The sequence below is a fragment of the Priestia sp. JNUCC 25 genome (genome assembly GCF_053667915.1).
Map to the genome: position 1 here is coordinate 4,523,535 of NZ_CM132211.1, position 23,256 is coordinate 4,546,790.

Genomic DNA, 23,256 nt, shown 5'->3' on the forward strand with positions numbered 1-23,256 from the left:
ACTTTTGACTTATTAAATGACTTTTGCTTCTTTATGCAGTAAATTGACCAGTTCTGTCACTTGATCTTTTATATCTCCTTGTAATACGCGTCCTGCGTCTTTTTTCGGAGGCAAATAAATTTCAATTGTCTTTGTTTTTGCTTCTACATCATCTTCATCTAAATCTAAATCATCCAATTCCACTTCAACCAACGGTTTCTTCTTCGCTTTCATAATCCCTGGAAGAGATGGATAGCGAGGTTCGTTAAGTCCCTGCTGAGCTGTTACTAGAAGAGGAAGCGACGTTTCGATAACCTCGGAATCGCCTTCCACATCGCGTACAACAGTCACTTTTTCACCTTCGATATCCAATTTTGTAATCGTCGTAATATAAGGGATTTCTAACTGTTCTGCTACGCGCGGCCCCACTTGGCCCGAACCTCCGTCAATCGCTACGTTTCCTGCCAAAATCAAGTCAGGAGATTGTTCTTTTAAGTACTGTGCCAGCAGCCTAGAAGTCGTGTACTGATCGCCATCTTCTATGTCATCTTCCGTATTGATTAAAACCGCTTTATCTGCTCCCATAGCCAAAGCTGTTCGGAGTTCTTTTTCTGATTCTTCCCCTCCTACACTCACGACCGTAATCTCCCCGCCATGCTTTTCCTTTAGCTGAATAGCTTCTTCAACTGCATATTCATCGTAAGGATTAATAATAAATTCAGCCCCATCTTCAACAATTTGACCATTTTTTAATGAAAGTTTCTCCTCTGTATCGAATGTTCTTTTTACTAACACGTAAATATTCATTCAATTCCCCTCCTAAGCTTATTTTCCTAAAAATTTAGGCTGGCGCTTTTCAATAAAAGCGGCTACGCCTTCTTGAGCATCCCGGCTTTTGAATACGCTTCCAAAAAACTGCGCTTCTTTTTTAATGCCGCTGTAGTAAGCATCTGTTTTTACATGCTGAAGCAGCTGCAAGGTAGCTTTAACAGAGATTGGGCTTTTTTTGGCAATTTTTCTAGCAAGTAAAAATGTTTCATTGATAAGCTGACTTTCTTCAAAAGCTGCATTTGCCAATCCTAACTCCACTGCCTCGCTTCCGGATATTGGATCACTTGTCAGCATCATCTCACAAGCCTTATGAACTCCTACATAACGAGGCAATCGCTGAGTTCCTCCAAATCCTGGTATAATTCCTAACTGAAGCTCAGGCAAGCCCAGCTTAGCATTTTCCGTTACCAAACGGATATGGCAGCTCATAGCAAGCTCCAATCCTCCGCCTAAAGCAGCTCCATGAATAGCTGCAATCACTGGTTTTGGGTAATTTTCAATATACTCAAAGAGCTCTTGACCGTTAACAGCAAGCTTCTCGTATTCTTTTTCCTGCTGAAGTGATGTGAATTCTTTTATATCAGCCCCGGCACAAAAGAATTTCCCTTCACCTTTAATAACGATAACCCTTGTCTCTTTACTATCTTCTAAATGTTTTAAAACACTTGAAAGATCTTTTAATAAATCTTGAGACAAAGCGTTAGCAGGTTGTCTATTCAACGTAATGAAGCTTATTGCATCAACAGTTTCAACCTGGATAATCTCCATTTGTTTACGCCACCCTTTCTTTCTATTTTCATTACCTTGCGCTTTTCCCCTCGCAGGGGAGCAGCAGGCTCACTTACGATTATGAGCCGCTGCAGCCGTTTAACAGCAGGGAATGGACTTTATCTACCGATTCTATTAGACCATATCGATGATCGTTCATTACCCATGTTGTGACAGTTTCATCAATCGTTCCAAAAATCATCTGTCGCGCAAGCCGAATATCTATATTTTCAGAAAACTCACCCGTTTCGATTCCTGTCTGCAAAATAGAATCAATGAGAGTCAGATAATCTTTTAATACATCGTTAATTTTCAATCTTAAATCCTTGTTCGATTGACGCAGTTCGAGCTGTGTCACTGTAGCTAAATGATGATCCTCCGCTAGAAACGAAAAATGTTTGTCAATTAACACATGAAGTTTTTCTGCCGCGGTTTCAATTCCCGCCAGTTCTTCATAAATTTTTTCTACAAATTGTCCCATCTTCTCTTGAAACAAGGAAATCAAGACATCTTCTTTGTTTTTAAAATATAAATATATCGTACCGTCTGCAACTCCAGCCTGCTTAGCAATTTTAGAAACCTGAGCATTGTGGTATCCGTTTTCTGCTATTACTACTACAGCTGCATCGATAATCTGTTTATACTTTGGCTTATTTCTTCTCAATCTTATACGCTCCTTTAAAATATGAATGATTATTCATTCATATCTTTATAATAAAGAAACCGCAAGTATCTGTCAATTATGTTTCAGTAAAAAAAATCAAAGGCGACGATCGATTACGTCGCCTTTTTATGCTTTTCATTTTCTTCATCAATCAGCGCTCGTCGCAGAATCTTACCGACCGCTGTTTTGGGAAGCTCATTTCGAAATTCATAAAGGCGCGGAACTTTATAAGCAGCTAAATACTTTCTAGAAAACTCATTTAACTCTTCTTCAGTACATCTTACACCATTTTTTAATACAATGTAAGCCTTCACCGTTTCTCCTCTATATGGGTCAGGAACACCCACCACTACAGCTTCTTGAATTTTTTCATGCTCATATAATACTTCTTCAACTTCTCGAGGGTAGATATTATATCCCCCGGCAATAATAATATCTTTCTTCCGATCTACTACATAAAAATAACCTTTATCATCCATATAGCCAACATCACCTGTTAGCAACCATCCGTCTCGCATAACAGCCTCCGTTTCTTCAGGCTGCTTCCAATATCCTTTCATGACCTGAGGACCTTTAACCGCAATTTCTCCTACTTCGCTTACAGCAGCTTCTTTACCTGTTTCAAACGAGAGAATTTTGGCATCTGTGTCTGGCCAAGGCACTCCAATGCTTCCTGGTATTCTCTCTTTCCAAAGAAAATTAGCATGAGTAACAGGAGAGCTTTCCGTTAATCCATATCCTTCCACTAGTTTACCTCCGGTGAGCTTTTCAAACTGCTCCTGCACTTCCACAGGAAGTGGAGCCGAACCGCTCATACATGAATCAATAGAAGATAGGTTGTATTTTGCTAAATCAGGATGGTTTAATAATGCAATGTAAATTGTCGGAGCACCTGGAAATAAAGTAGGCTGCTGCTTATGAATGGTTTTGAGCGTCGTTTTTGCATCAAATTTAGGCAGAAGAACCATCTCATAGTTTTGCAAAACCGATAGAACAAGAACCGTTGTTAAACCATACACATGAAAAAACGGGATAATTCCAAGCACTTTTTCTTCTCCGTGCCTGCAGCGGTATAACCAATGTGAACACATCGTTGCATTAGCTACCAAGTTTTTATGAGTAAGCATGACTCCTTTTGGAAAACCTGTTGTTCCCCCGGTGTATTGTAGAATCGCGATATCTTCGTCTGAAATTCCCTCAGCGTTACATACTGCGGGAGAGGATTCATTTATAATACGTTTAAATAAATGAGTAGTCTCCGTATGACTCACATCCACGCTTATCTTCTGCTGCTTGCGCTGAATAAATGGATAAATTATGTTTTTGGGAAATGGGAGATAATCTTGAATAGAGGTGATGACTACGTGCTTTATCTTTGTTAACGCTTTCATTTTTACTGCACGCGGATATAGCAAATCGAGTGCAATAATCATGGTCGCTTCTGAATCATTAAGCTGATACTCTAACTCTCTTTCCGTATACAAAGGGTTTGTTTGAACGACTACTCCTCCGGCAAGAAGAACAGCATAAAAGGAAATGACAGCTTGAGGGCAGTTTGGAAGCATAATGGCTACTCTATCCCCTCTTTTTAATCCCAGTTTAATAAGGTAAGATGACAGCTTCAGAGAATCTTGATGCAGCTGGGAAAACGTCATTTTTTTCCCTAGAAAATAGATTGCGCTTTTTTTAGGATCCTTTTGAACTGCTTCTTCAAAAAGCTGTGCTAAATTTTTTTGTTCATAATGAAGCCTAGCAGGTATTTCATCTGGATATTGAGAAAGCCATATCTTTTCGGTGGATTCCACACGCATCCTCTCCCTCAAAAAAATAAAAAATTAGAATTTTCTAATTAAAATTATAGTTCATTCTTTTTTTAGATGCAATCGTTATTGAATGTTCTCTTTCCTACCTAATCACTCTTTCATCCTGCAGCGTAATAAATAAAAATTGGATTTACCTCTGTACATTATCCGAATTTTTTGTATATAATAAAAATTAGATTTTTTTTAAGGAGCTGTATGAATTGACAACAACATTGACTAAAGGACCGTTCAAAGCAGATCACGTTGGAAGCTTTTTGCGTCCCGAGCGTATCAAGCAAGCACGATTACAAGTGGAAAACGGGGAAATGACAAAGAAGCATCTTCGAGCAATTGAAGATGAAGAAATTCGTAAGCTCGTAGAAAAGCAAAAACAAATTGGATTAAAAGCCGTCACAGACGGTGAGTTTCGCCGTGCGTGGTGGCACTTTGATTTTCTGTCAGAGCTTGTTGGCGTAGAACTTTACGAAGCAGAGTCGGGAATTCAGTTTCACGGAGTCCAAACAAAAGCTCACGGTATAAAAGTGACTGGAAAACTAGATTTTAATCACCACCCTATGATTGAAGATTATAAATTTCTTCATCAAGCTGCTGGAAAAAAACACGTAGCTAAGTTCACCATTCCAAGTCCTAATATGCTGTTTTTCAGAGGTCATATTGAAGAGTCTGCTTACTCGGATACGGATGTATTTTTTGCTGATTTAGTTAAAACGTATCAAAAAGCCATTCAAGCATTTTATGATGCCGGATGCCGCTACTTACAGTTAGATGATACTGCGTGGGCAGTCTTTTTCTCAGAAAAAGGACAAGAACAAATCGCTTCAAAAGGTTTCACGCCCCAAGAATTACTGAAACGTTTTACGGATGCGATCAATGAATCCATTGCGCATAAGCCAGATGATATGGTCATTACAATGCATATTTGCAGAGGGAATTTCCAGTCTACTTATACAGCAAGCGGCGGTTATGAAAATGCGTCAAAAGCTATTTTCAGTCAGTTAAACGTAGATGGACTATTTTTAGAATTTGATGATGAACGCTCAGGAGGATTCGAACCTCTTCGACATGTAAAGCGAGATGATCTTCAGATTGTCCTTGGTCTTATCACTTCAAAATTTGGAGATTTAGAAGATCCTGAAGCAGTGAAAAAAAGAATTGCTGAAGCGGCAGAATTTGTTTCTCTTGATCAAATTTGTTTAAGTCCCCAGTGCGGATTTGCTTCTACAGAAGAAGGAAATTTACTAACTGAAGAACAGCAGTGGGATAAAGTAAAGCACGTAATTTCAATTACTGAAGACGTATGGAAGTAATCATTAAAAAAGCTGACCTGCTTTAAGGTCAGCTTTTTTGCTGTCATCATAATGTTAGGAAAAGCTATATAGATAAATAGATAAGACCAATAAGCATAAACACTCCGCATAAAACGAGTAAAATTTTCGCTAACTTCTCCATGACTCTCTCCTATCCTATCCCTGCTCCTATTACATAGGACATACCGATTGAAATAACAAGTGAAATAAACCCAACGGCTCTGTTATCTTGTTCAATTTCATCATCGATTCGAAATTTTGGCGTCAAAAATTCGAAAATAAAATAGCTGACTAGTAAAAGAACGAACCCATATATTCCCCATCCGAGCATTCTTAACAAGTTGTCATTATGCTCAATCGAATAGCGAAAAATATTAGCTAATCCAAATATTTTCCCACCTGTTGCCATCGCAACAGCCATATTTCCTTTTTGAATCTCTTCCCAATTCTTATACTTAGTAACGAGCTCAAACACAACAAGAAAGACGACAATGCTCAAGACAACCACGCTGTAATAAGCGGCAGATTCAATATACGGGTCTTTCCAAAAATCCCTCATTTTTGCATCACTCCTAATTTATATTACACTTGACGTAATGAACTGACAGGTCTCTTTCCTTTACTTGTATCGTTCTTAAAAGACATAGAAAACCCAGCATAGTCCATGAGCCATGTCGGATTTTCTATCTTCATATATGCTTGTTCAGTGCATCGACTGACACTTTTATTTCAGCGTTCTTTTATTTAAATTCCACAACCGTAACGCCAGAACCTCCTTCAGAAGCCTCTCCGAAACGAATATTTTTAACAGAACGATGATTTTTCAAATATTCCTGTACGCCTTTACGAAGAGCTCCAGTTCCTTTACCGTGGATAATCGAAACGCGCGGATAGTTGGCTAACAAAGCATCATCAATATATTTTTCAACTCGAATCAGCGCATTTTCATAGCGCTCTCCTCTTAAATCCAGTTCTAGATTTACGTGATAATCTTTTCCCTTTACCGTAGCAAGCGGCTTTGTTTCTACAGGTTTTGGGGAACTGATATATTCGAGATCTTTTTCTTTCACCTTCATTTTCATGATCCCCATTTGTACTTGCCATTCATTATTGCTTACTCGTTCTACAAGCGTTCCTTTTTGTCCCCAGCTTAAGACTTTCACTTCATCTCCAGCTTGAAGAGTGCGCTCTTGTTTTTTCGGCGCAGCTGGTTTCTTTTTACTTTTTTCAAGAGTTGGAACTGCATCTTCTAGACGCTTACGCGCTTCAATCAATTCATGCTCTTTTACAAGCGCATGATTTTTTTGACTCATTTTACGCAAATCGCTAATGATTTTCTCTGCTTCTTCAGATGCTGCTTTAACTGTGGCTTGAGCTTTTTCTTCAGCTTTTTCGTACAGCTTATCTCGTTTTTCATTAAACTCAATAATCTGACTCTGTAACTCTTTATGAAGCTTCTGAGCCTCTTTTCTTAGCTCTTCAGCTTCTTCTAGCTCGTGTTCAGACTGACGGCGGCTATCTTCAAGAGAGGCAATCATATTTTCTACTTTATTTGTTTCTGAGCCAATATAGCCTTTGGCACGTTCAATTACTTCAGCACTTAAACCTAAACGTTTTGAAATCTCAAAAGCATTGCTTCGGCCCGGTACACCAATCAGCAGCTTGTAAGTAGGGCTCAATGTTTCAATATCGAACTCTACGCTAGCATTGACCACTCCTTCACGGTTATAGCCGTACGCTTTTAATTCAGGATAGTGAGTAGTCGCAACTACGCGAGCGCCTCTTTCATATACTTGATCTAAAATCGAAATCGCAAGCGCTGCACCTTCTTGAGGATCCGTTCCTGCTCCCAATTCATCGAACAAGACCAGACTTTCGTGATCTACTTTTTGTAAAATATCTACAATGTTGACCATATGAGATGAAAAGGTACTCAAACTTTGTTCAATCGACTGCTCATCTCCAATATCAGCAAATACGTGCTTAAACACAGCCATTTCCGATCCATCCAGCGCAGGAATCTGCAAACCTGCTTGAGCCATTAACGTAAATAATCCAAGTGTTTTTAACGTTACGGTTTTACCGCCGGTATTTGGCCCTGTAATAACGATAGATGTATATTGATCACCTAGCTCAATATCATTCGCAACGACGTCTTCCTGTGCAATAAGAGGATGTTTTGCCTTCACTAACTTAATATAGCCTCGGTCGTTCATTTTAGGTTTTGAAGCTTTTAGCTCATGGCTATAGCGCCCTTTAGCAAACATGAAGTCCAGCTCACCTAACAGATACACGTTTTGACGGAGTTCATTTGCCACTTCCGCTACCTGAACGGTTAAAGCAATGAGAATACGCTCAATTTCTTGTTTTTCTTTTACTTTTGCTTCTTGAAGCTCATTGTTTAACGTCACAATCGCCTGAGGCTCAATAAATAAAGTTGCTCCAGATGAAGACTGATCGTGCACAATGCCTCCATACGCACTGCGATATTCTTGCTTAACAGGAATAACAAAACGTTCGTTTCGAATGGTAACAATTGCATCTGACAACATTTTTTGAGCGGACGAGGAGCGAATAAGGCTCTCTAGCTTTTCGCGAATACGAGACTCCGTTGAGCGAAGTTTTTGACGAATGCCTCTTAGCTGGTCGCTTGCACCGTCTAGCACTGTACCATTCTCATCAATACTCATTTTAATTGTTTGTTCTACCTCAGGAAGAGGCATTAGTTTTTCGATATGTTCAGTTATAATTGGAAGCTGTAAATCTTCGTCTTCCACTACTTGCTCGATAAATTGCTTGACTTGTCTTGCAGCATAAATAGTGCTTGCTACATCAAGAAGTTCATTAGAGCTTAGCGTTCCCCCAATTTCAGCGCGCTTCACGCTAGATCGAACGTCAAAAATGCCCCCTAGCGGTACGTTGCCACGCAATCGCAGCACGGTTGTAGCTTCATCTGTTGCTTCCTGCCATTTGACTACTTCTTCATACTGAGTCGAGGGAATCAAATTCGCTACTTTTTCTCGGCCTAAAGAAGAAGCTACTTTTTTCTGAAGCTGTTCCTTAACTTTATTAAACTCTAGTACATGAAAAATACGTGATTGCAAAACTGATTCCTCCTGTTGCTTATTTATGTCGATTTAAAAAGGCGGTTAATTCTTTGAGACTATACGTATTTAATACCGTTTCTGGTTTAAGCCAGCCTTTAATTCCCGTAGATATTCCAATTTCCATATGCTCTAGCATGTCTAGATTGTGAGCATCTGTATTAATAGCAATTTTAACTCCTGCCTCTTGGGCTTTTTTTATATGCTCAGCCGCTAAATCTAAACGGTTTGGATTCGCGTTTAGTTCAAGAGCCGTTTTTGTTTCTTTAGCTAATTCAATTAGCATATCAATATCTACATCATATCCGTTGCGGCGACCAATCAAACGACCCGTCGGATGAGCGATTAAATCTACATGAACATTGTTTAACGCTTGCTTTAAGCGATTCATAATTTCTTCGCGTGATTGCGAAAAACTAGAGTGAATGGACGCAATAACAAAATCTAGCTCAGCTAGCATTTCATCATCATAATCAAGTGTTGCATCAGGCAAAATATCCATTTCAATTCCTGCTAGTATTGTAAAATCATCGAACTGTGCGTTTAAACGATTAATTTCTTCACGCTGTTTACGAATGCGTTCAGGCGTTAGACCGTTAGCTACTTTTAAATACTGAGAATGGTCTGTAATCGCCATGTACTCATAGCCTCGCGCGCGACATGCTTCCGCCATTTCTTCAATCGAATACGCCCCGTCGCTCCACGTGGAGTGCATATGCAAATCACCTTTTACGGCACCGTAGGTCACAAGCTTTTGAGGCTTTATAAATGCATCTACTTCCGTTCCATCTTCACGAAGTTCCGGCGGAATAAAAGAGAGCCCAAAATGTTCATAGAATGCTTGTTCAGACTCAAAAGTCATGACTTCGCCTGTCTCGGCATTTTCAACGCCATACTCGCTAATTTTTTCACCGCGTTCTTTTGCTAATTGACGCATACGCACATTATGATCTTTTGATCCTGTAAAATGGTGCAGCGTTGTGGCAAACGCTTTATCTTCTACAAGACGAAAATCCACAGACACATCGTACTCATAGGCTAACGTTACCGATACTTTTGTATCTCCATTTGCAATGATATCCTTCACATTTGGCAGCGATACTAGCTGTTCACGGACAGCATGAGGCTCAGCTGTTGAAATAATAAAATCAAGATCTTTTACGGTTTCCCTCATGCGGCGAATGCTCCCTGCTTGAGAAAAACGCTCAATGCTATGCATATGTTTAAGGGCTTCTAAAATGTCTTCCGCTATTGGAAGCATAAAAGCAAGAGGCAAACGATCAGGACGCTTCCCAAACTCTTCAATAGCAGCGATAATTTTCTCTTCTGTCTTTTTACCAAAACCGCTTAGTCCCTGCACTCGATTTTCCATACAGGCCTGATGCAGTGATTCCATATCCCGAATATCTAGCTCTTTATATAATTTAGCGATTTTTTTACCTCCAAGCCCCGGCAGCTTAAGCAAAGGAATAAGTCCTTCAGGAACTTCTTGCTTTAGTTCTTCTAATACGCTTGACTCATTTGTTTCCATATACTCTGTAATGACTGCAGCCGTTCCTTTTCCAATCCCTTGGAGCTTTGTAAAATCCTCAATCTCTGTCAGCGTTCTTTCGTCCGTTTCTAGCGCTGCAGCTGCTTTTCGAAAAGCAGAAATTTTAAAAGGGTTATCTCCCTTTAATTCCATATATGTAGCAATTGTTTCTAACAATTTAATAATATTCTTTTTATTCATCTCTTTTCACCAGCCTATTATCATAATAACGAAACTTTCAAAAACATGATGAGTGACATATTTACTCTCTCAAATTTTCATATAGACATACTTTTATCCTCGTGAAAACCGCAGATTAGACTGCGATAAAAAAAGAGGGTATCTCAAAAGTATTATGACACTTTCGACACACCCTCTCAACAAGCTATTGTAATTTCATTACATTACACCATACTGAGTCCACAAATCTTGAATCGCAGACGATAAGTATGGAGTATTTTGTACGATATTGATTGCAATTGAAGACTGTTGAATTGGCGTTTGAATTTCACTTACAGGAATCACGGCTCCAATGTATAACAAAATAAAAACGATGATATACACTTCAACGAATCCAAGTGCACCTCCGCCCCATTTATTTAACTGGCGCAGAATTGGCAGTTCGGTTAAAGCCGTTAAAACAGAGCCTGCAAGGCGAAGTACAATGTGAGTAGCAAAAAATAAAATCGCAAATGCAATCATTCGATAAAAAGCGTCTTCTATCGTTCCAGAATCAAATACAAACGATGCGACACTTTGCTGCTGAATATTGTCCGGAAACGGAATCAACAAGCGAAGTCGGCTTGCCAAATCTCCACTAAACATATAAGCGACGACAAACGAAACCGCAAAACTGACAATATGAATGAGCTGCAAAATAAATCCTCTTTTAAGACCTGTTACAAAGCCTAAAAGAAGCAATATAATTAAAATGATATTAAGCATTGACTCAGTCATTCCTCTTTTCCATAAAGTTTTTGTTCAAGTCTCTCATAGTCTTCTTTCAGTTTTATATATTCGTGTACAGCATTCACAGCTGTTAATACTGCTAATTTATTGATATCTAAAGAAGGGTTTTTAGTACTGATTTCACGCATTTTTTCATCCACTATAGAGGCGACAAGTCGAATATGGCTTGTACTTTCGCTACCGACGATGCTGTACTGCTGACCAAAGATGTCAACTGTCGCACGTGTTTTATCTTGTCTTGACACGAGAAAATCCTCCGTTCCACGAAAAATCCTAATCCCTATCATACCACGAAGAAGACTTCAATGGAAACATATCTATATTTAAGCTATCATAAGGGATAGTGCTTATAAAGTAAACTAAAATACCCCGAAAGGAGTGAAGCATTATGTCACATGCTGTTATTAAGGTATCAGCTGATCAAATAGCTAAAATGAAGCTTCATTACACATCCTATTTGCAGCCCAAACTGCCGCAGGGAAGTATGTTTGCGGCTAAAACTCCCGGCTGTTCTATCACTGCGTACCGCTCTGGAAAAGTACTTTTTCAAGGAAAAGAAGCTGAAACAGAAGCGGCTAAGTGGGGAGGCTCTTTAGATGCTGCGAAAAAGGATCCTGTCTCCCACCTCCCATCAAACTTCAGCTCACTATCGGTCATCGGTTCTGACGAAGTAGGGACGGGAGATTATTTTGGTCCTATGACCGTAGTTGCTGCCTATGTTCAAAAAGAGCAGCTTCCTTTGTTAAAAGAATTAGGAGTACGCGATTCAAAAGAGTTAACGGATGCTAAAATTATTGAAATTGCCAAGCAGCTTGTTTCGTTTATTCCCTATAGTTTGCTTGTTTTACATAACGAAAAGTATAATGCATTTCAAGAAAAAGGCATGTCACAAGGTAAAATGAAAGCTCTGTTACACAACAAAGCTTTATCCAACGTGTTAAAAAAATTGGATCCTGAAAAACCCGATGCCATTTTAATTGACCAGTTTGTCGAAAAAAACACCTATTATAAACACGTGGTAAAGGAAAAAGAAATTATCAAAGAAAATGTCTTTTTCAGCACAAAAGGAGAAAGCGTTCATTTATCTGTAGCTGCTGCTTCCATTATTGCCAGATACGCATTTTTAAAACAAATGGATTTGCTGACCGAAAAGACCGGGATGGTTATTCCTCGCGGAGCTGGCGCACAAGTTGATATCGCCGCTGCTAAAATCATTAAGAAACATGGCGTGAATGCGCTGAACTCTTTAGCTAAAATTCATTTTGCTAATACAGAAAAAGCTTTAAAATTAGCTAAAAAATAAGAGATGTGGAAATCCACATCTCTTTTCTTATTCTTATGAACGAAGCGTTGCACCAAATTCTTTTTCTACAGCTTCTAACACTGCACCATGTGCTTTTGCTACTTCTTCATCAGTTAATGTACGTTCAGGATCTAAGTAACGTAAAGAGAAAGCTACAGATTTCTTGCCTTCTTCCATACGCTCTCCTTCATATAGATCAAATACCGTCACGTCTTTTAAAAGTTCTCCGCCCGCCGCATAGATGACGCGCTGAACTTCTCCTCCAAGAACGTTTTTATCTACAACAAGTGCAATATCACGAGTAATAGATGGGAATCTTGGAATAGCTGAATAACGAACTTCTTCGACATCTGCAGCTAATAGCTCTTGAAGGTGTAATTCAAATACGTATGTTTCACGAAGACCATATTGTTTCTGAGCAACAGGATGAACTTGACCTACGTATCCAATTTCTTTTTCATCTAACCATACAGCCGCTGTACGTCCAGGGTGCATACCGTCTTTTTTAACGGGAGCATATGAGATTCGTTTCTCCAAACCAAGCTGTGCAAATAACCCTTCTAGTACACCTTTAATCACATAGAAATCAACGACTTTCTTTTCACCTTGCCAGCCGTGAGCATGCCACAGACCCGTGATTGCACCAGCTACGCGCTCCTGCTCATCCGGTAATTCTCCTTCACCTTTAGATAAGAACACTGAGCCTGTTTCGTATAGCGCAATAGAATCCGACTGACGAGCATTATTATGCTTCACTGCTTCTAGCAAATGAGGCACTAAGCTTTGACGAAGGATGCTGCGATCTTCACTCATCGGCATTGCTAAACCAATCGTACTTGTTGCATTTAGTGCAAACTGAGTAGCTTTTCCAGCGCTCGTTAACGAATATGTTGTTGTTTGTGCTAGTCCCGCACCTTCTAAGAAACGGCGAACTTTACGGCGTCCAAGCTGATACTCTGTTAGTTTTCCTGGAGTTGCCACTGTTACAGGAAGCGTTGTAGGAAGGTTGTCATAGCCATACATACGCGCTACTTCCTCGACGATATCTTCTTCAATTGTAATATCGCCTCTACGAGTTGGCACTGTTACAACAATGGTTTCGTCTTCCACTTTGTTTTCAAATTGAAGACGGTTCATAATGTCTTGTACTTCTTCCATTAATAGCTCTGTACCAAGCACATCGTTAATACGTCCAAGTGACACAGCTACAACAGCAGGTTCCACAGTTAGTGTATCCACTTCTACAGTATCACTTACTACTTCACCTGAAGCGTATTCAGCCATTAATTCTGCTGCGCGGTCAGCAGCTACACGCGTACGGTTAGGATCAATTCCTTTTTCAAAACGAGCGCTTGCCTCACTGCGAAGACCGTGGTCCTTTGAAGCTTGGCGAACCGTTAAGCCTTTGAAGTAAGCTGATTCAATGAGAACATTTACCGTATCGTCTTTTACTTCGGAGTTCGCTCCGCCCATTACACCTGCAAGAGCTACCGGCTCACTTCCGTTTGTAATGACAAGCTGATTGCCTTTTAATACGCGCTCTTGGTCATCAAGTGTTACAAACTTCTCGCCTTCTGACGCGTGACGTACAACAATTTCTTTTGAACCAAGACGATCATAGTCAAAAGCATGCAGAGGCTGGCCGTATTCAAGCAAAATATAGTTGGTAATATCAACAACGTTGTTATGAGGTCGAATACCAGCTGCCATTAAACGCGTTTGCATCCATAATGGTGACGGAGCAATTTTTACGTTTTTCACAACGCGCGCTACGTAAAGCGGATTGTCTTCTTTTGCCTCTACTTTAACGGAAATATAATCAGCTGCTTGCTCATCAGACGTTTGCACGTTTACTGACGGATACTTCACTTCACGACGTAAAATAGCAGCCACTTCATGTGCTACACCTAACATACTTAAGCAGTCTGAACGGTTTGGTGTTAGCCCTAGTTCTAATACTTCATCGTTTAAGTTTAATGCATCTAGTGCATCCGCTCCTACTTCAGCATCGCTTGGGAACACGAAGATGCCTTCTTGATAATCTTTTGCCACAAGCTTGCTTTCAATGCCAAGCTCTTGAAGAGAACAAATCATACCGTTCGATTCTTCACCGCGAAGCTTAGCACGCTTGATTTTAAAGTTACCTGGAAGTACAGCTCCCACTTTTGCAACCGCTACTTTTTGACCTTGTGCCACGTTCGGTGCCCCGCACACGATTTGAACGATTTCTCCTCTGCCAAGATCTACTTGACAGCGGCTTAATTTATCAGCATTTGGATGCTGTTCACGTTCTACAACGTGACCAATTACCACTCCGCTGATGCCTTTATTTAAGTTTTCTACACCTTCAACTTCAATTCCACTTTTTGTGATTTTATCTGCTAACTCTTCTGCCGTTACGCCTGATAAGTCAACATACTCTTGTAACCAACGATAAGATACAAACATCGTAGTCCCTCCTTTATACTTGTTTAAATTGATCTAAGAAACGAACATCATTTGTATAGAAATGACGAATATCATCCACGCCGTGTTTTAACATAGCAATACGCTCTACACCGATTCCAAAAGCAAACCCACGATATTTAGTTGAATCGTATCCAGCCATTTCAAGGACATTTGGATGAACCATGCCTGCTCCTAAAATTTCAATCCAGCCTGTTTGTTTACATACATTACAGCCTTTACCTCCACATTTTGCACACGATACGTCTACTTCTACAGACGGCTCAGTGAACGGGAAGAAACTTGGACGAAGACGAATTTCACGGTCTGCACCGAACATCTTTTTCACAAATACTTCAAGCGTGCCTTTTAAATCGCTCATACGAATGTTTTCGTCTACTACAAGACCTTCAATTTGCATGAATTGATGAGAATGCGTAGCATCATCGTCATCGCGGCGGTACACTTTGCCCGGGCAAATAATTTTAACAGGTCCTTTGCCTTCATTCTTGTTCATAACACGAGCTTGAACAGTTGATGTATGCGTACGAAGAAGCGTTTCTTCCGTAATATAGAACGTATCTTGCATATCACGTGCTGGGTGACCTTTTGGCAAGTTCAGCGCTTCGAAATTATAGTAGTCCTGCTCTACTTCCGGTCCTTCTGCTACTTCATAGCCCATTCCTAAGAATAAATCTTCTACTTCTTCAACCACGCTTGTTAGCGGGTGATGCGTACCTGCTTTAACTGGGCGTCCTGGCAGCGTTACGTCGATTGTTTCTGAAGCAAGTTTACGCTCTACCTCGGCTGCTTCTAACGCCGTTTGTTTTTCTTCAATTTTAGATGCAATAGCTTCACGCACTTCATTTGCAAGTGCTCCCATTACAGGACGCTCTTCAGCTGAAAGTTTTCCCATACCGCGAAGTACTTCTGTGATAGGGCCTTTCTTTCCTAAATAAGCTACGCGTACGTCGTTTAATTCTTTTAAAGCACTTGCTGTTTCGACTTTTGCAATTGCTTCTTGTTGAAGTTCTTGTAAACGTTCTTTCATCACTTATTCCTCCTTTTAACGTAAAAAATGACAAATAAAAAAACCTCCTCCCAAAAAAGGGACGAGGATTAGTCGCGTTACCACCCTTGTTAACTATATACACAGACGTATACAGTTCACTTCATTCAAGTTAACGGAATCTCCGGAACACCTTTACATCTATGTAAGATGGTCTAAGTGTCAACTCAAGAGGTGAATTCACTTATTACATTTATAAAAATGCTTTCAGTCACGGCATTTTCTCCCTGCATAAACGGACATAAGCTACTGCTCTCTTTCATCGTTTTTTACATATGTAACTATTGTATTATTATAGTGAAAACACGTTCTCGATGCAACTACATTCCGCGTAAATAATAAAGTAAGATTCCAGAAGCGATGGCAACATTTAGCGACTCGCTCTTTCCATAGATGGGAATGTACAGATTCTGATCCGCTTGTTCCAGCACTTTCTCGCTTACGCCGTTTCCTTCATTTCCCACAACCAGCGCAAATTCGTTTGAAGGTTTTACGCATGTATAGACCTTTCCATTTTGTAACGACGTGCCGTAAACTGCTATTTCTCTTTCTTTTAACAGTGAAATCATTTCGAGTAAATCACCTTTTACAATTGGAAGGTGAAAAATAGCTCCTTGCGTTGAACGAACGACTTTTGGGTTGTACACATCCACGCTGCCCTCTCCAACGATAATAGCCTCCACTCCGGCAGCATCAGCGGTTCGAATAATCGTACCTAGGTTACCTGGATCTTGCACCGCATCTAAAAGCAATACTTTCTGTGCTGTATGAATGATTTCTGCATGCTTCGTTTGAAAACACACAGCGATAATTCCTTGAGGTGTTTCTGTGTCAGATAACAATTTAATTATTGCTTCGTTTACAACGGTTATTTCGATACCATCTATGTTCCACTGTGCTGGCACTTCAATCGATTCGCGTATAATTAGTTCCTTTACGCAATCCTTATTTTTGATAGCTTCTTCGACTAAATGAAAGCCTTCTACCATAAAAAGGCCCTGCTTATCACGGTCTTTTTTATTATGCAGCTTTTTCCACGCTTTTACCTGCGGATTTTTAACTGAATCAATTTGTTTCACAAACATAACTCCTTTATCTATACAAAAATAAATAGTTCGATTACATTTTGCTCAATAATCATTAGATAAGTTTCACTTTATTGTACATAGAAATCGCAAAGAAAACAAAAACTATTGGTAACTTTACGATAGCTGAGGTGAAAATGATGGATCTTAATTTACGAAATGCTGTTATTGCAAACGTTTCAGGAAACTCAAAAGAAGAGCTTGAAGCTACAATTTCTGACGCTATTCAAAGCGGTGAAGAAAAAATGCTCCCTGGACTTGGTGTTTTATTTGAGGTGCTTTGGGAAAAGTCTCCAGAATCAGAAAAAGAAGAAATTCTGACAACGCTTGAAAACGGTTTAAAATAAATAGCCTTTTCCTATGTACAACAAAAAGCTCATTCTCCTAGGAGAATGAGCTTTTTTTAATTATACGTAATTGCGTTCACCGTATTTCGGTCTAAGCGTTTAATTACTTCCGCAATTAATTTAACTGCATTTTCATAATCATCACGATGAAGCATCGCTGCATGAGAATGGATATAACGAGTTGCGATCGTAATCGAAAGTGCTGGCACCCCGTTAGCTGAAATATGGATAGAACCTGAGTCCGTACCGCCTCCAGCGATTGCATCAAATTGATATGGAATATTTAATTCATCTGCCACATTTACCACTGTATCTCGAAGTCCTTTATGAGAAACCATGGAAGCATCATATAAAATGATTTGCGGACCATCTCCCATTTTAGAAGATGCTTCTTTATCAGAAACACCAGGTGTATCTCCAGCGATACCGACATCAACAGCAAATGCAATATCCGGTTCAATAAAGTTAGCGGATGTTTTTGCACCTCTAAGTCCAACTTCTTCTTGCACCGTTCCTACACCATACACAACATTTTCATGTGTTTCATTTTTTAAAGCTTTTAATACATCGATAGCGATTGCACAGCCGATACGGTTATCCCAGGCTTTCGCTAGCAGCATCTTTTCGTTGTTCATAACCGTAAATTCGAAATAAGGCACAACCTGATCACCAGGTTTCACTCCCCACTCCGCTACTTCTTCTCTGCTAGAGGCACCAATATCGATGAACATATCTTTAATGTCAACGGGCTTTTTACGAACTTCTGGAGGCAGGATATGAGGAGGCTTTGAGCCAATAATCCCCGTTACCTCTCCTTTAGATGTAACGATGGTTACGCGTTGAGCAAGCATAACTTGAGACCACCATCCGCCTACCGTTTGAAAACGAATAAAGCCGCGTTCATCAATTTGAGTCACCATAAAGCCTACTTCATCTAAGTGACCGGCTACCATAATTTTAGGCCCTTGTTCGTTGCCCACTTTTTTTGCAATCAAACTGCCTAGCCCATCCGTCGTTACTTCATCTGCATAAGGTGCAATATATTTCTTCATAACCTCACGCGGTTCACGCTCATTGCCAGGAATTCCTTTTGCATCTGTTAGTGCTTTAAGCATCGTCAATGTTTCATCTAACTTTGTCATATGGATTACCCCTTTCATATGTATACCTCTATTATAGCTAAAAAGAGGTTGAAGTAAAATTTCCCATCCCTTTATTTCTAGTATCCTTGTTCTTGGCGTTTAAAATTCACTTCATTTTTTGAGATGTACGCCTTTTCAATATGTTCAGCGGAAAAACCAAACATATCGCCAAGCGTCATGTAAGATACAAACATGTCCACATAGTTTCCTTTCGACTGATCCTGCTCGAAAGCAGCAACTTGTGCAAATACCTGTAAAAATTGTGCTGTTTTTGAATCACTTGCTTTTGCATTTGGTAACTCAGTTAAATCATCGTATCCTTTTTCAATCCCTAAAGAAAGGATAAAATGTACGCCGTCCACAAATTCTTCTAAAATAACAGCGTCTTCAGCCGGAGGTTTGACGCTCCAAAATTTGAAGCAGCGCGTTTCGTTTGCCAGTTCTCCCATTTCGACAAGCAGTGCTAAAAGCTTTCTCGGAATCAAATCTTCCTTATGAAGCTCATGCTTATCCTCTATATGCTGATCCAGCTGGCGCTGCATGGTAAATAGCTGTTGTAAATTCAATGTAATCACTCCTGTAATTATGTATATCTTCTTCTTTTTAAACCAATAAAGAAATTATATCAAAAATCATGAAACTTTTTAGAGACTCGAACGTAAAGTAAGAAAACTGTGCCTTGTAAAGGAGGGAGCGTTATGTTTGTTATTGTTATCGTTCGCGTGTTCATTTTCGCGCTTGTTGCTTACACACTATTAAAGCTGGTTCAGCATTTTCGCAGTCCAAAGCGGAAGCTTGTAGCAGCTCAGGAACATCAGCAATTTTTTGTCGTTGATGAAAAAACGAATATCCGCAAAAATTTTCTACTAACGTATAAAGGTATTTTATTTGAAGGAGAAAAATACAGCAATCCCAATGAACCAGAATCTTTGTCAATTACAATGGTGTTAACAGATCCAGCTCGATTACATGAACTGCAAAAACAAGATTTCAAGCTGCTGGAAAGCCACGTACACGACATGTATCCAAATGCTCCTATTCGCTGGAAAAGCCCCGTTCGAGAATTTTTACACTGAGCACAAAATCATTTGTGCTCAGCTGATAACAAAAAAGAAAAGTAAATCAAGAGCAGCAAGAATAGGAAAACCTACTGTAAACGATGTGTGCTTCGTTTTATGATGATAGCAATACATACCAATCAGTCCTCCAAGAGCTCCTCCGATAGCAGCTACCGTCCACAGTGTGCTTTCGGCAATTCTCCACTCATGTCTTTTCGCTTTTTGTTTATCTCTATACATCATTCCTACCCCTACTATATTAATAACAATAAAATAGGTAAGCAGCAGTTCATTCATGATATGTCCTCCGATAGCAAAAAAGCCTCATCATCTAAAGATGACGAGACTTTATATTCATTACTTATCTAAGCCTTTTTTAGCAGCAGTTGCTAATTCAGCAAATGCTTTTTCATCAGCTACAGCTAAGTCAGCAAGCATTTTGCGGTTAACTTCAATACCTGCTAATTTTAAACCGTGCATTAAACGGCTGTAAGAAAGACCGTTCATACGAGCAGCTGCATTAATACGTGTGATCCATAATTTACGGAAGTCACGTTTTTTCTGACGACGGTCACGATAAGCATACATGTGAGATTTCATAACTTGCTGATTAGCAACTTTATATAATCTATGCTTCGAACCGAAGAAACCTTTAGCTAATTTTAAAACTTTTTTACGACGTTTGCGTGTTACTGTACCGCCTTTTACGCGTGGCATAATTGTTTACCTCCTGTATTGTTTCTATCTCAACCCAAATTACTTAATGTTATCTAATAAGTGACGGATACGTTTGAAGTCACCTTTGCTTACTAAAGAACCTTTACGTAATTTACGCTTTTGTTTTGTAGATTTGTTAGCGAATAAATGGCTTGTGTAAGCACGAGCACGTTTTAATTTACCGCTTCCAGTCTTTTTGAAACGCTTTGCAGCGCCACGATGTGTTTTCATTTTTGGCATGGGGTGTTCCTCCTCGTTCTATTACTTTTCGTTTTTAGGTGCCAAGACTAAGAACATGCTGCGGCCTTCCATTTTAGGAGCCGATTCAACTGAACTTACATCTTCGCAAGCTTGTGAAAAACGTTCAAGTACTTTTTGGCCAATCCCTTTATGAGTAATGGCACGACCTTTAAAGCGAATAGACGCTTTCACTTTGTCACCTTTTTCAAGGAACTTGCGTGCGTTACGAAGTTTAGTGTTAAAATCATGTTCATCAATTGTTGGACTTAAACGAACTTCTTTTAAGTTTACAACTTTTTGGTTTTTACGAGCTTCTCTTTCTTTACGTTGTTGCTCATAGCGGAATTTACCGTAGTCCATAATACGACATACCGGCGGTTTCGCATTTGCAGCAACCATTACTAAGTCAAGATTTACTCGTGAAGCAATTTCTAATGCTTCATTTTTTGATTTAATTCCTAATTGTTCACCGTTTTGATCAATTAGACGAACTTCGCGAGCTCGAATGCCCTCGTTTACCATCATGTCCTTGCTAATAAGTAGCCACCTCCAAGGTTTAATGAGCGAATACGCTTGCTTAGACCGATTATTAACTCACACAAAAAAGTGTGAGTACATACTGCACCCACACTTCTATCGTTTTAATTAAGATACGATGTACCTGCTAACTGCTCTATGCGTCACTCAGGTGAGAAGCGGGTGCTTCTTCTTCTGTATAAACAAGTATTCAATTACTTAAGCTATTATAGTATCAACAAAGACAAAAGTCAATGATTTCGTTCTTTTTTCACAACAAAAATTATTGTATCAAAGGAAAAACATTTATGCAACAGTTTTTTATAAATGTTGCATAAAAAAGCAGAGAATTTCAATTCTCTGCTTTTTTCATTAGCGAGATGCTTCTGCTTTTACATTTTGTAAAAAGGCTTGGAAGTCCACTGTTTCTGAATTCTGCTCACCGTATTTACGTACGTTTACTGCTTTATCCTCTACTTCTTTATCCCCTACAACAAGCATATAAGGAATTTTTTGCATTTGAGCCTCACGGATTTTATAACCGATTTTCTCATCGCGAGAATCAAGTTCCACACGAATACCCGCCAGCTGAAGCTGTTCTTGCACTTCTTTTGCATACTCAAGGTGAACGGTAGGTGATACCGGAATCACTTGAACTTGTACAGGTGCTAACCACGTTGGGAAAGCTCCTTTGTATTCTTCGATTAAGAAAGCTACAAAACGTTCCATTGTTGACACCACGCCGCGGTGAATAACAACCGGTCGATGTTGTTTTCCGTCTTCTCCTACATACGTTAAATCAAATCGTTCAGGAAGTAAGAAATCCAATTGAACCGTAGATAGCGTCTCTTCTTTACCAAGAGCTGTTTTAACTTGAACGTCTAGTTTTGGACCGTAGAATGCCGCTTCTCCTTCAGCTTCATAATAATCAAGGTCAAGCTCATCCATCGCGTCTTTTAACATGCTTTGTGCTTTTTCCCACATTGCATCATCATCAAAGTATTTTTCTGTATCTGCAGGGTCACGGTAAGATAGACGGAATGAATAATTTTCAAATCCAAAATCTTTATAAACCGCTTCAACTAAGCGAACTACACGAATAAATTCTTCTTTGATTTGGTCGGGACGTACAAAGATATGCGCATCATTTAGTGTCATGCCTCGAACACGCTGAAGTCCTGATAATGCTCCTGACATTTCGTAGCGGTGCATCGTTCCAAGCTCAGCAATACGGATTGGAAGCTCACGATAGCTGTGAATACCTTGTTTGTAAACCATCATGTGATGAGGACAGTTCATCGGACGAAGAACCAGGTCTTCGTTATCCATTTCCATTGCAGGGAACATGTCATCTTGGTAGTGCTCCCAGTGACCAGACGTTTTGTAAAGTTCTACACTTCCGAGCACTGGAGTGTAAACGTGCTGATAACCAAGGCTTACTTCTTTATCTACGATATAACGCTCGATAATACGGCGGATCGTCGCACCTTTTGGAAGCCATAAAGGCAGACCTTGTCCTACTTTTTGAGAATTTGTAAATAAGTTTAGCTCTTTACCAAGTTTACGGTGGTCACGTTCTTTTGCTTCTTCAAGAAGACGAAGATGCTCGTCTAAATCTGCTTTTGTAAAGAATGCTGTACCGTAAATACGCTGCAGCATTTGATTATCGCTGTCTCCGCGCCAATAAGCACCCGCTACGCTTAATAGTTTAAATTCTTTAATTTTGCCTGTTGACGGCACGTGCACGCCTCGGCAAAGGTCAAAGAATTCGCCTTGTTGGTAAATCGTAACCTTTTCACCTGCTGGAATCGCATCGATCAATTCAAGCTTTAGTTCATCGCCAACTTCTTTAAAAAGTTGAATGGCTTCTTCACGAGAAACTTCTTTTCGTTCAATTTCAATATTTGAATTAACGATTTTTTTCATTTCTTTTTCAATTTTACCTAAATCTTCAGGAGTAATTGATTCTTCCATATCGATGTCATAGTAAAAACCGTTTTCGATAACCGGCCCTACACCTAGCTGTACTTTTGTATCTTTGTACAAACGTTTGATTGCTTGAGCCATTAAATGCGCTGTACTGTGACGCATAATTTCAAGCGCTTCAGGAGCATCTTGCGTAATGATTTCAAGACTGCCATCTTGTTCAATTGGCGTACGTAAATCCAGCAGCTCGCCGTTTACTTTGCCTGCTAATGCTTTCTTCTTTAATCCCGGGCTAATAGAAGCCGCAATATCTTCTGTTGATGATCCTTTTGAATACTCTTTAACAGCTCCATCAGGAAATGTCATTTTGATTACTTCTGACACAACTTTCCACTCCTTTAACATAACTGAATAAACTTTTTGTAAAAACAA

General features: G+C 39.6%; 23 protein-coding genes and 2 other annotated features. Of the genes, 4 read left to right on the forward strand and 19 right to left on the reverse strand.

What is annotated here, in order from left to right; translation table 11 throughout:
- Positions 1 to 12: 12 nt before the first annotated feature.
- The 4 genes from JNUCC25_RS23740 to JNUCC25_RS23755 form a co-directional block, all read right to left on the reverse strand.
- Positions 13 to 786 carry an electron transfer flavoprotein subunit beta/FixA family protein gene (locus tag JNUCC25_RS23740; protein ID WP_016765685.1) on the reverse strand — a complete coding sequence of 258 codons (774 nt, stop codon included), beginning with the start codon at positions 784 to 786 and terminating at the stop codon, positions 13 to 15.
- Positions 787 to 804: 18 nt separating this feature from the next.
- Positions 805 to 1,578, reverse strand: a complete 774-nt coding sequence (locus tag JNUCC25_RS23745; protein ID WP_013059407.1) for an enoyl-CoA hydratase — start codon at positions 1,576 to 1,578, stop codon at positions 805 to 807.
- 79 nt (positions 1,579 to 1,657) lie between these two features.
- Positions 1,658 to 2,242, reverse strand: a complete 585-nt coding sequence (locus JNUCC25_RS23750) for a TetR/AcrR family transcriptional regulator (protein WP_013059408.1) — start codon at positions 2,240 to 2,242, stop codon at positions 1,658 to 1,660.
- 113 nt (positions 2,243 to 2,355) lie between these two features.
- A complete protein-coding gene (locus JNUCC25_RS23755; RefSeq protein ID WP_057274071.1) occupies positions 2,356 to 4,053 on the reverse strand; it encodes an AMP-binding protein in 1,698 nt (565 codons plus the stop codon).
- 212 nt (positions 4,054 to 4,265) lie between these two features.
- Here JNUCC25_RS23755 and JNUCC25_RS23760 point away from each other — a divergent pair, with 212 nt between their 5' ends.
- On the forward strand, positions 4,266 to 5,372 hold the full coding sequence (locus tag JNUCC25_RS23760; protein ID WP_029320047.1) for a 5-methyltetrahydropteroyltriglutamate--homocysteine S-methyltransferase: 1,107 nt from the start codon (positions 4,266 to 4,268) through the stop codon (positions 5,370 to 5,372).
- A 151-nt stretch (positions 5,373 to 5,523) separates the two neighbouring features.
- Here the strand turns inward: JNUCC25_RS23760 and JNUCC25_RS23765 are convergent, their stop codons facing one another.
- From JNUCC25_RS23765 to zapA, 5 genes are all read right to left on the reverse strand, one after another.
- Positions 5,524 to 5,931: a DUF350 domain-containing protein gene (locus JNUCC25_RS23765; RefSeq protein WP_013059411.1), complete on the reverse strand. Its 408-nt coding sequence runs from the start codon at positions 5,929 to 5,931 to the stop codon at positions 5,524 to 5,526.
- A 181-nt stretch (positions 5,932 to 6,112) separates the two neighbouring features.
- A complete protein-coding gene (locus JNUCC25_RS23770) occupies positions 6,113 to 8,476 on the reverse strand; it encodes an endonuclease MutS2 (RefSeq protein ID WP_029320044.1) in 2,364 nt (787 codons plus the stop codon).
- Between the two features lie 19 nt (positions 8,477 to 8,495).
- A complete protein-coding gene (gene polX, locus JNUCC25_RS23775) occupies positions 8,496 to 10,208 on the reverse strand; it encodes a DNA polymerase/3'-5' exonuclease PolX (RefSeq protein ID WP_029320042.1) in 1,713 nt (570 codons plus the stop codon).
- 198 nt (positions 10,209 to 10,406) lie between these two features.
- Positions 10,407 to 10,964 carry a CvpA family protein gene (locus tag JNUCC25_RS23780; protein WP_078082191.1) on the reverse strand — a complete coding sequence of 186 codons (558 nt, stop codon included), beginning with the start codon at positions 10,962 to 10,964 and terminating at the stop codon, positions 10,407 to 10,409.
- On the reverse strand, positions 10,961 to 11,221 hold the full coding sequence (gene zapA / locus JNUCC25_RS23785; RefSeq protein ID WP_013059415.1) for a cell division protein ZapA: 261 nt from the start codon (positions 11,219 to 11,221) through the stop codon (positions 10,961 to 10,963). The genes JNUCC25_RS23780 and zapA overlap by 4 nt, the downstream gene beginning before the upstream one ends.
- 143 nt (positions 11,222 to 11,364) lie before the next feature.
- Here zapA and rnhC point away from each other — a divergent pair, with 143 nt between their 5' ends.
- A complete protein-coding gene (gene rnhC, locus JNUCC25_RS23790) occupies positions 11,365 to 12,279 on the forward strand; it encodes a ribonuclease HIII (RefSeq protein ID WP_029320037.1) in 915 nt (304 codons plus the stop codon).
- A 33-nt stretch (positions 12,280 to 12,312) separates the two neighbouring features.
- Here the strand turns inward: rnhC and pheT are convergent, their stop codons facing one another.
- From pheT to JNUCC25_RS23805, 3 genes are all read right to left on the reverse strand, one after another.
- Positions 12,313 to 14,727, reverse strand: a complete 2,415-nt coding sequence (gene pheT / locus JNUCC25_RS23795; protein ID WP_029320035.1) for a phenylalanine--tRNA ligase subunit beta — start codon at positions 14,725 to 14,727, stop codon at positions 12,313 to 12,315.
- 13 nt (positions 14,728 to 14,740) lie between these two features.
- Positions 14,741 to 15,775 carry a phenylalanine--tRNA ligase subunit alpha gene (gene pheS, locus JNUCC25_RS23800; RefSeq protein ID WP_013059418.1) on the reverse strand — a complete coding sequence of 345 codons (1,035 nt, stop codon included), beginning with the start codon at positions 15,773 to 15,775 and terminating at the stop codon, positions 14,741 to 14,743.
- A 54-nt stretch (positions 15,776 to 15,829) separates the two neighbouring features.
- Positions 15,830 to 16,065, reverse strand: a binding site (T-box leader).
- Between the two features lie 48 nt (positions 16,066 to 16,113).
- Positions 16,114 to 16,878, reverse strand: coding sequence for a TrmH family RNA methyltransferase (locus JNUCC25_RS23805; RefSeq protein ID WP_172802886.1), 765 nt, complete (start codon positions 16,876 to 16,878; stop codon positions 16,114 to 16,116).
- A 140-nt stretch (positions 16,879 to 17,018) separates the two neighbouring features.
- Here JNUCC25_RS23805 and sspI point away from each other — a divergent pair, with 140 nt between their 5' ends.
- On the forward strand, positions 17,019 to 17,225 hold the full coding sequence (gene sspI / locus JNUCC25_RS23810) for a small acid-soluble spore protein SspI (RefSeq protein ID WP_013059420.1): 207 nt from the start codon (positions 17,019 to 17,021) through the stop codon (positions 17,223 to 17,225).
- Between the two features lie 56 nt (positions 17,226 to 17,281).
- Here sspI and JNUCC25_RS23815 read toward each other — a convergent pair whose 3' ends face one another.
- Positions 17,282 to 18,367, reverse strand: coding sequence for a M42 family metallopeptidase (locus JNUCC25_RS23815; RefSeq protein ID WP_013059421.1), 1,086 nt, complete (start codon positions 18,365 to 18,367; stop codon positions 17,282 to 17,284).
- A 77-nt stretch (positions 18,368 to 18,444) separates the two neighbouring features.
- Complete coding sequence (locus JNUCC25_RS23820; RefSeq protein WP_013059422.1) at positions 18,445 to 18,933, reverse strand: dUTP diphosphatase; 489 nt, start codon at positions 18,931 to 18,933, stop codon at positions 18,445 to 18,447.
- A 132-nt stretch (positions 18,934 to 19,065) separates the two neighbouring features.
- Between JNUCC25_RS23820 and JNUCC25_RS23825 the strand changes: the two genes are divergently transcribed.
- Complete coding sequence (locus JNUCC25_RS23825) at positions 19,066 to 19,443, forward strand: hypothetical protein (protein ID WP_013059423.1); 378 nt, start codon at positions 19,066 to 19,068, stop codon at positions 19,441 to 19,443.
- 18 nt (positions 19,444 to 19,461) lie between these two features.
- Here the strand turns inward: JNUCC25_RS23825 and JNUCC25_RS23830 are convergent, their stop codons facing one another.
- The 5 genes from JNUCC25_RS23830 to thrS all read right to left on the reverse strand — a co-directional run bounded on the left by JNUCC25_RS23830 (position 19,462) and on the right by thrS (position 23,229).
- Positions 19,462 to 19,722: a DUF1294 domain-containing protein gene (locus JNUCC25_RS23830; protein ID WP_029320031.1), complete on the reverse strand. Its 261-nt coding sequence runs from the start codon at positions 19,720 to 19,722 to the stop codon at positions 19,462 to 19,464.
- 60 nt (positions 19,723 to 19,782) lie between these two features.
- Positions 19,783 to 20,142 carry a 50S ribosomal protein L20 gene (rplT, locus tag JNUCC25_RS23835; RefSeq protein WP_013059425.1) on the reverse strand — a complete coding sequence of 120 codons (360 nt, stop codon included), beginning with the start codon at positions 20,140 to 20,142 and terminating at the stop codon, positions 19,783 to 19,785.
- A 39-nt stretch (positions 20,143 to 20,181) separates the two neighbouring features.
- Positions 20,182 to 20,382, reverse strand: coding sequence for a 50S ribosomal protein L35 (rpmI, locus tag JNUCC25_RS23840; protein WP_013059426.1), 201 nt, complete (start codon positions 20,380 to 20,382; stop codon positions 20,182 to 20,184).
- A gap of 21 nt (positions 20,383 to 20,403) precedes the next feature.
- Entirely contained in the window at positions 20,404 to 20,907 is a 504-nt protein-coding gene (gene infC, locus JNUCC25_RS23845; RefSeq protein ID WP_013059427.1) for a translation initiation factor IF-3, read from the reverse strand.
- A gap of 69 nt (positions 20,908 to 20,976) precedes the next feature.
- Positions 20,977 to 21,099, reverse strand: a sequence feature (ribosomal protein L20 leader region).
- 171 nt (positions 21,100 to 21,270) lie between these two features.
- The gene (thrS, locus tag JNUCC25_RS23850) at positions 21,271 to 23,229 is read right to left on the reverse strand and encodes a threonine--tRNA ligase (protein WP_194719240.1); all 1,959 of its coding nucleotides are present in this window, start codon (positions 23,227 to 23,229) and stop codon (positions 21,271 to 21,273) included.
- Positions 23,230 to 23,256: the final 27 nt, after the last annotated feature.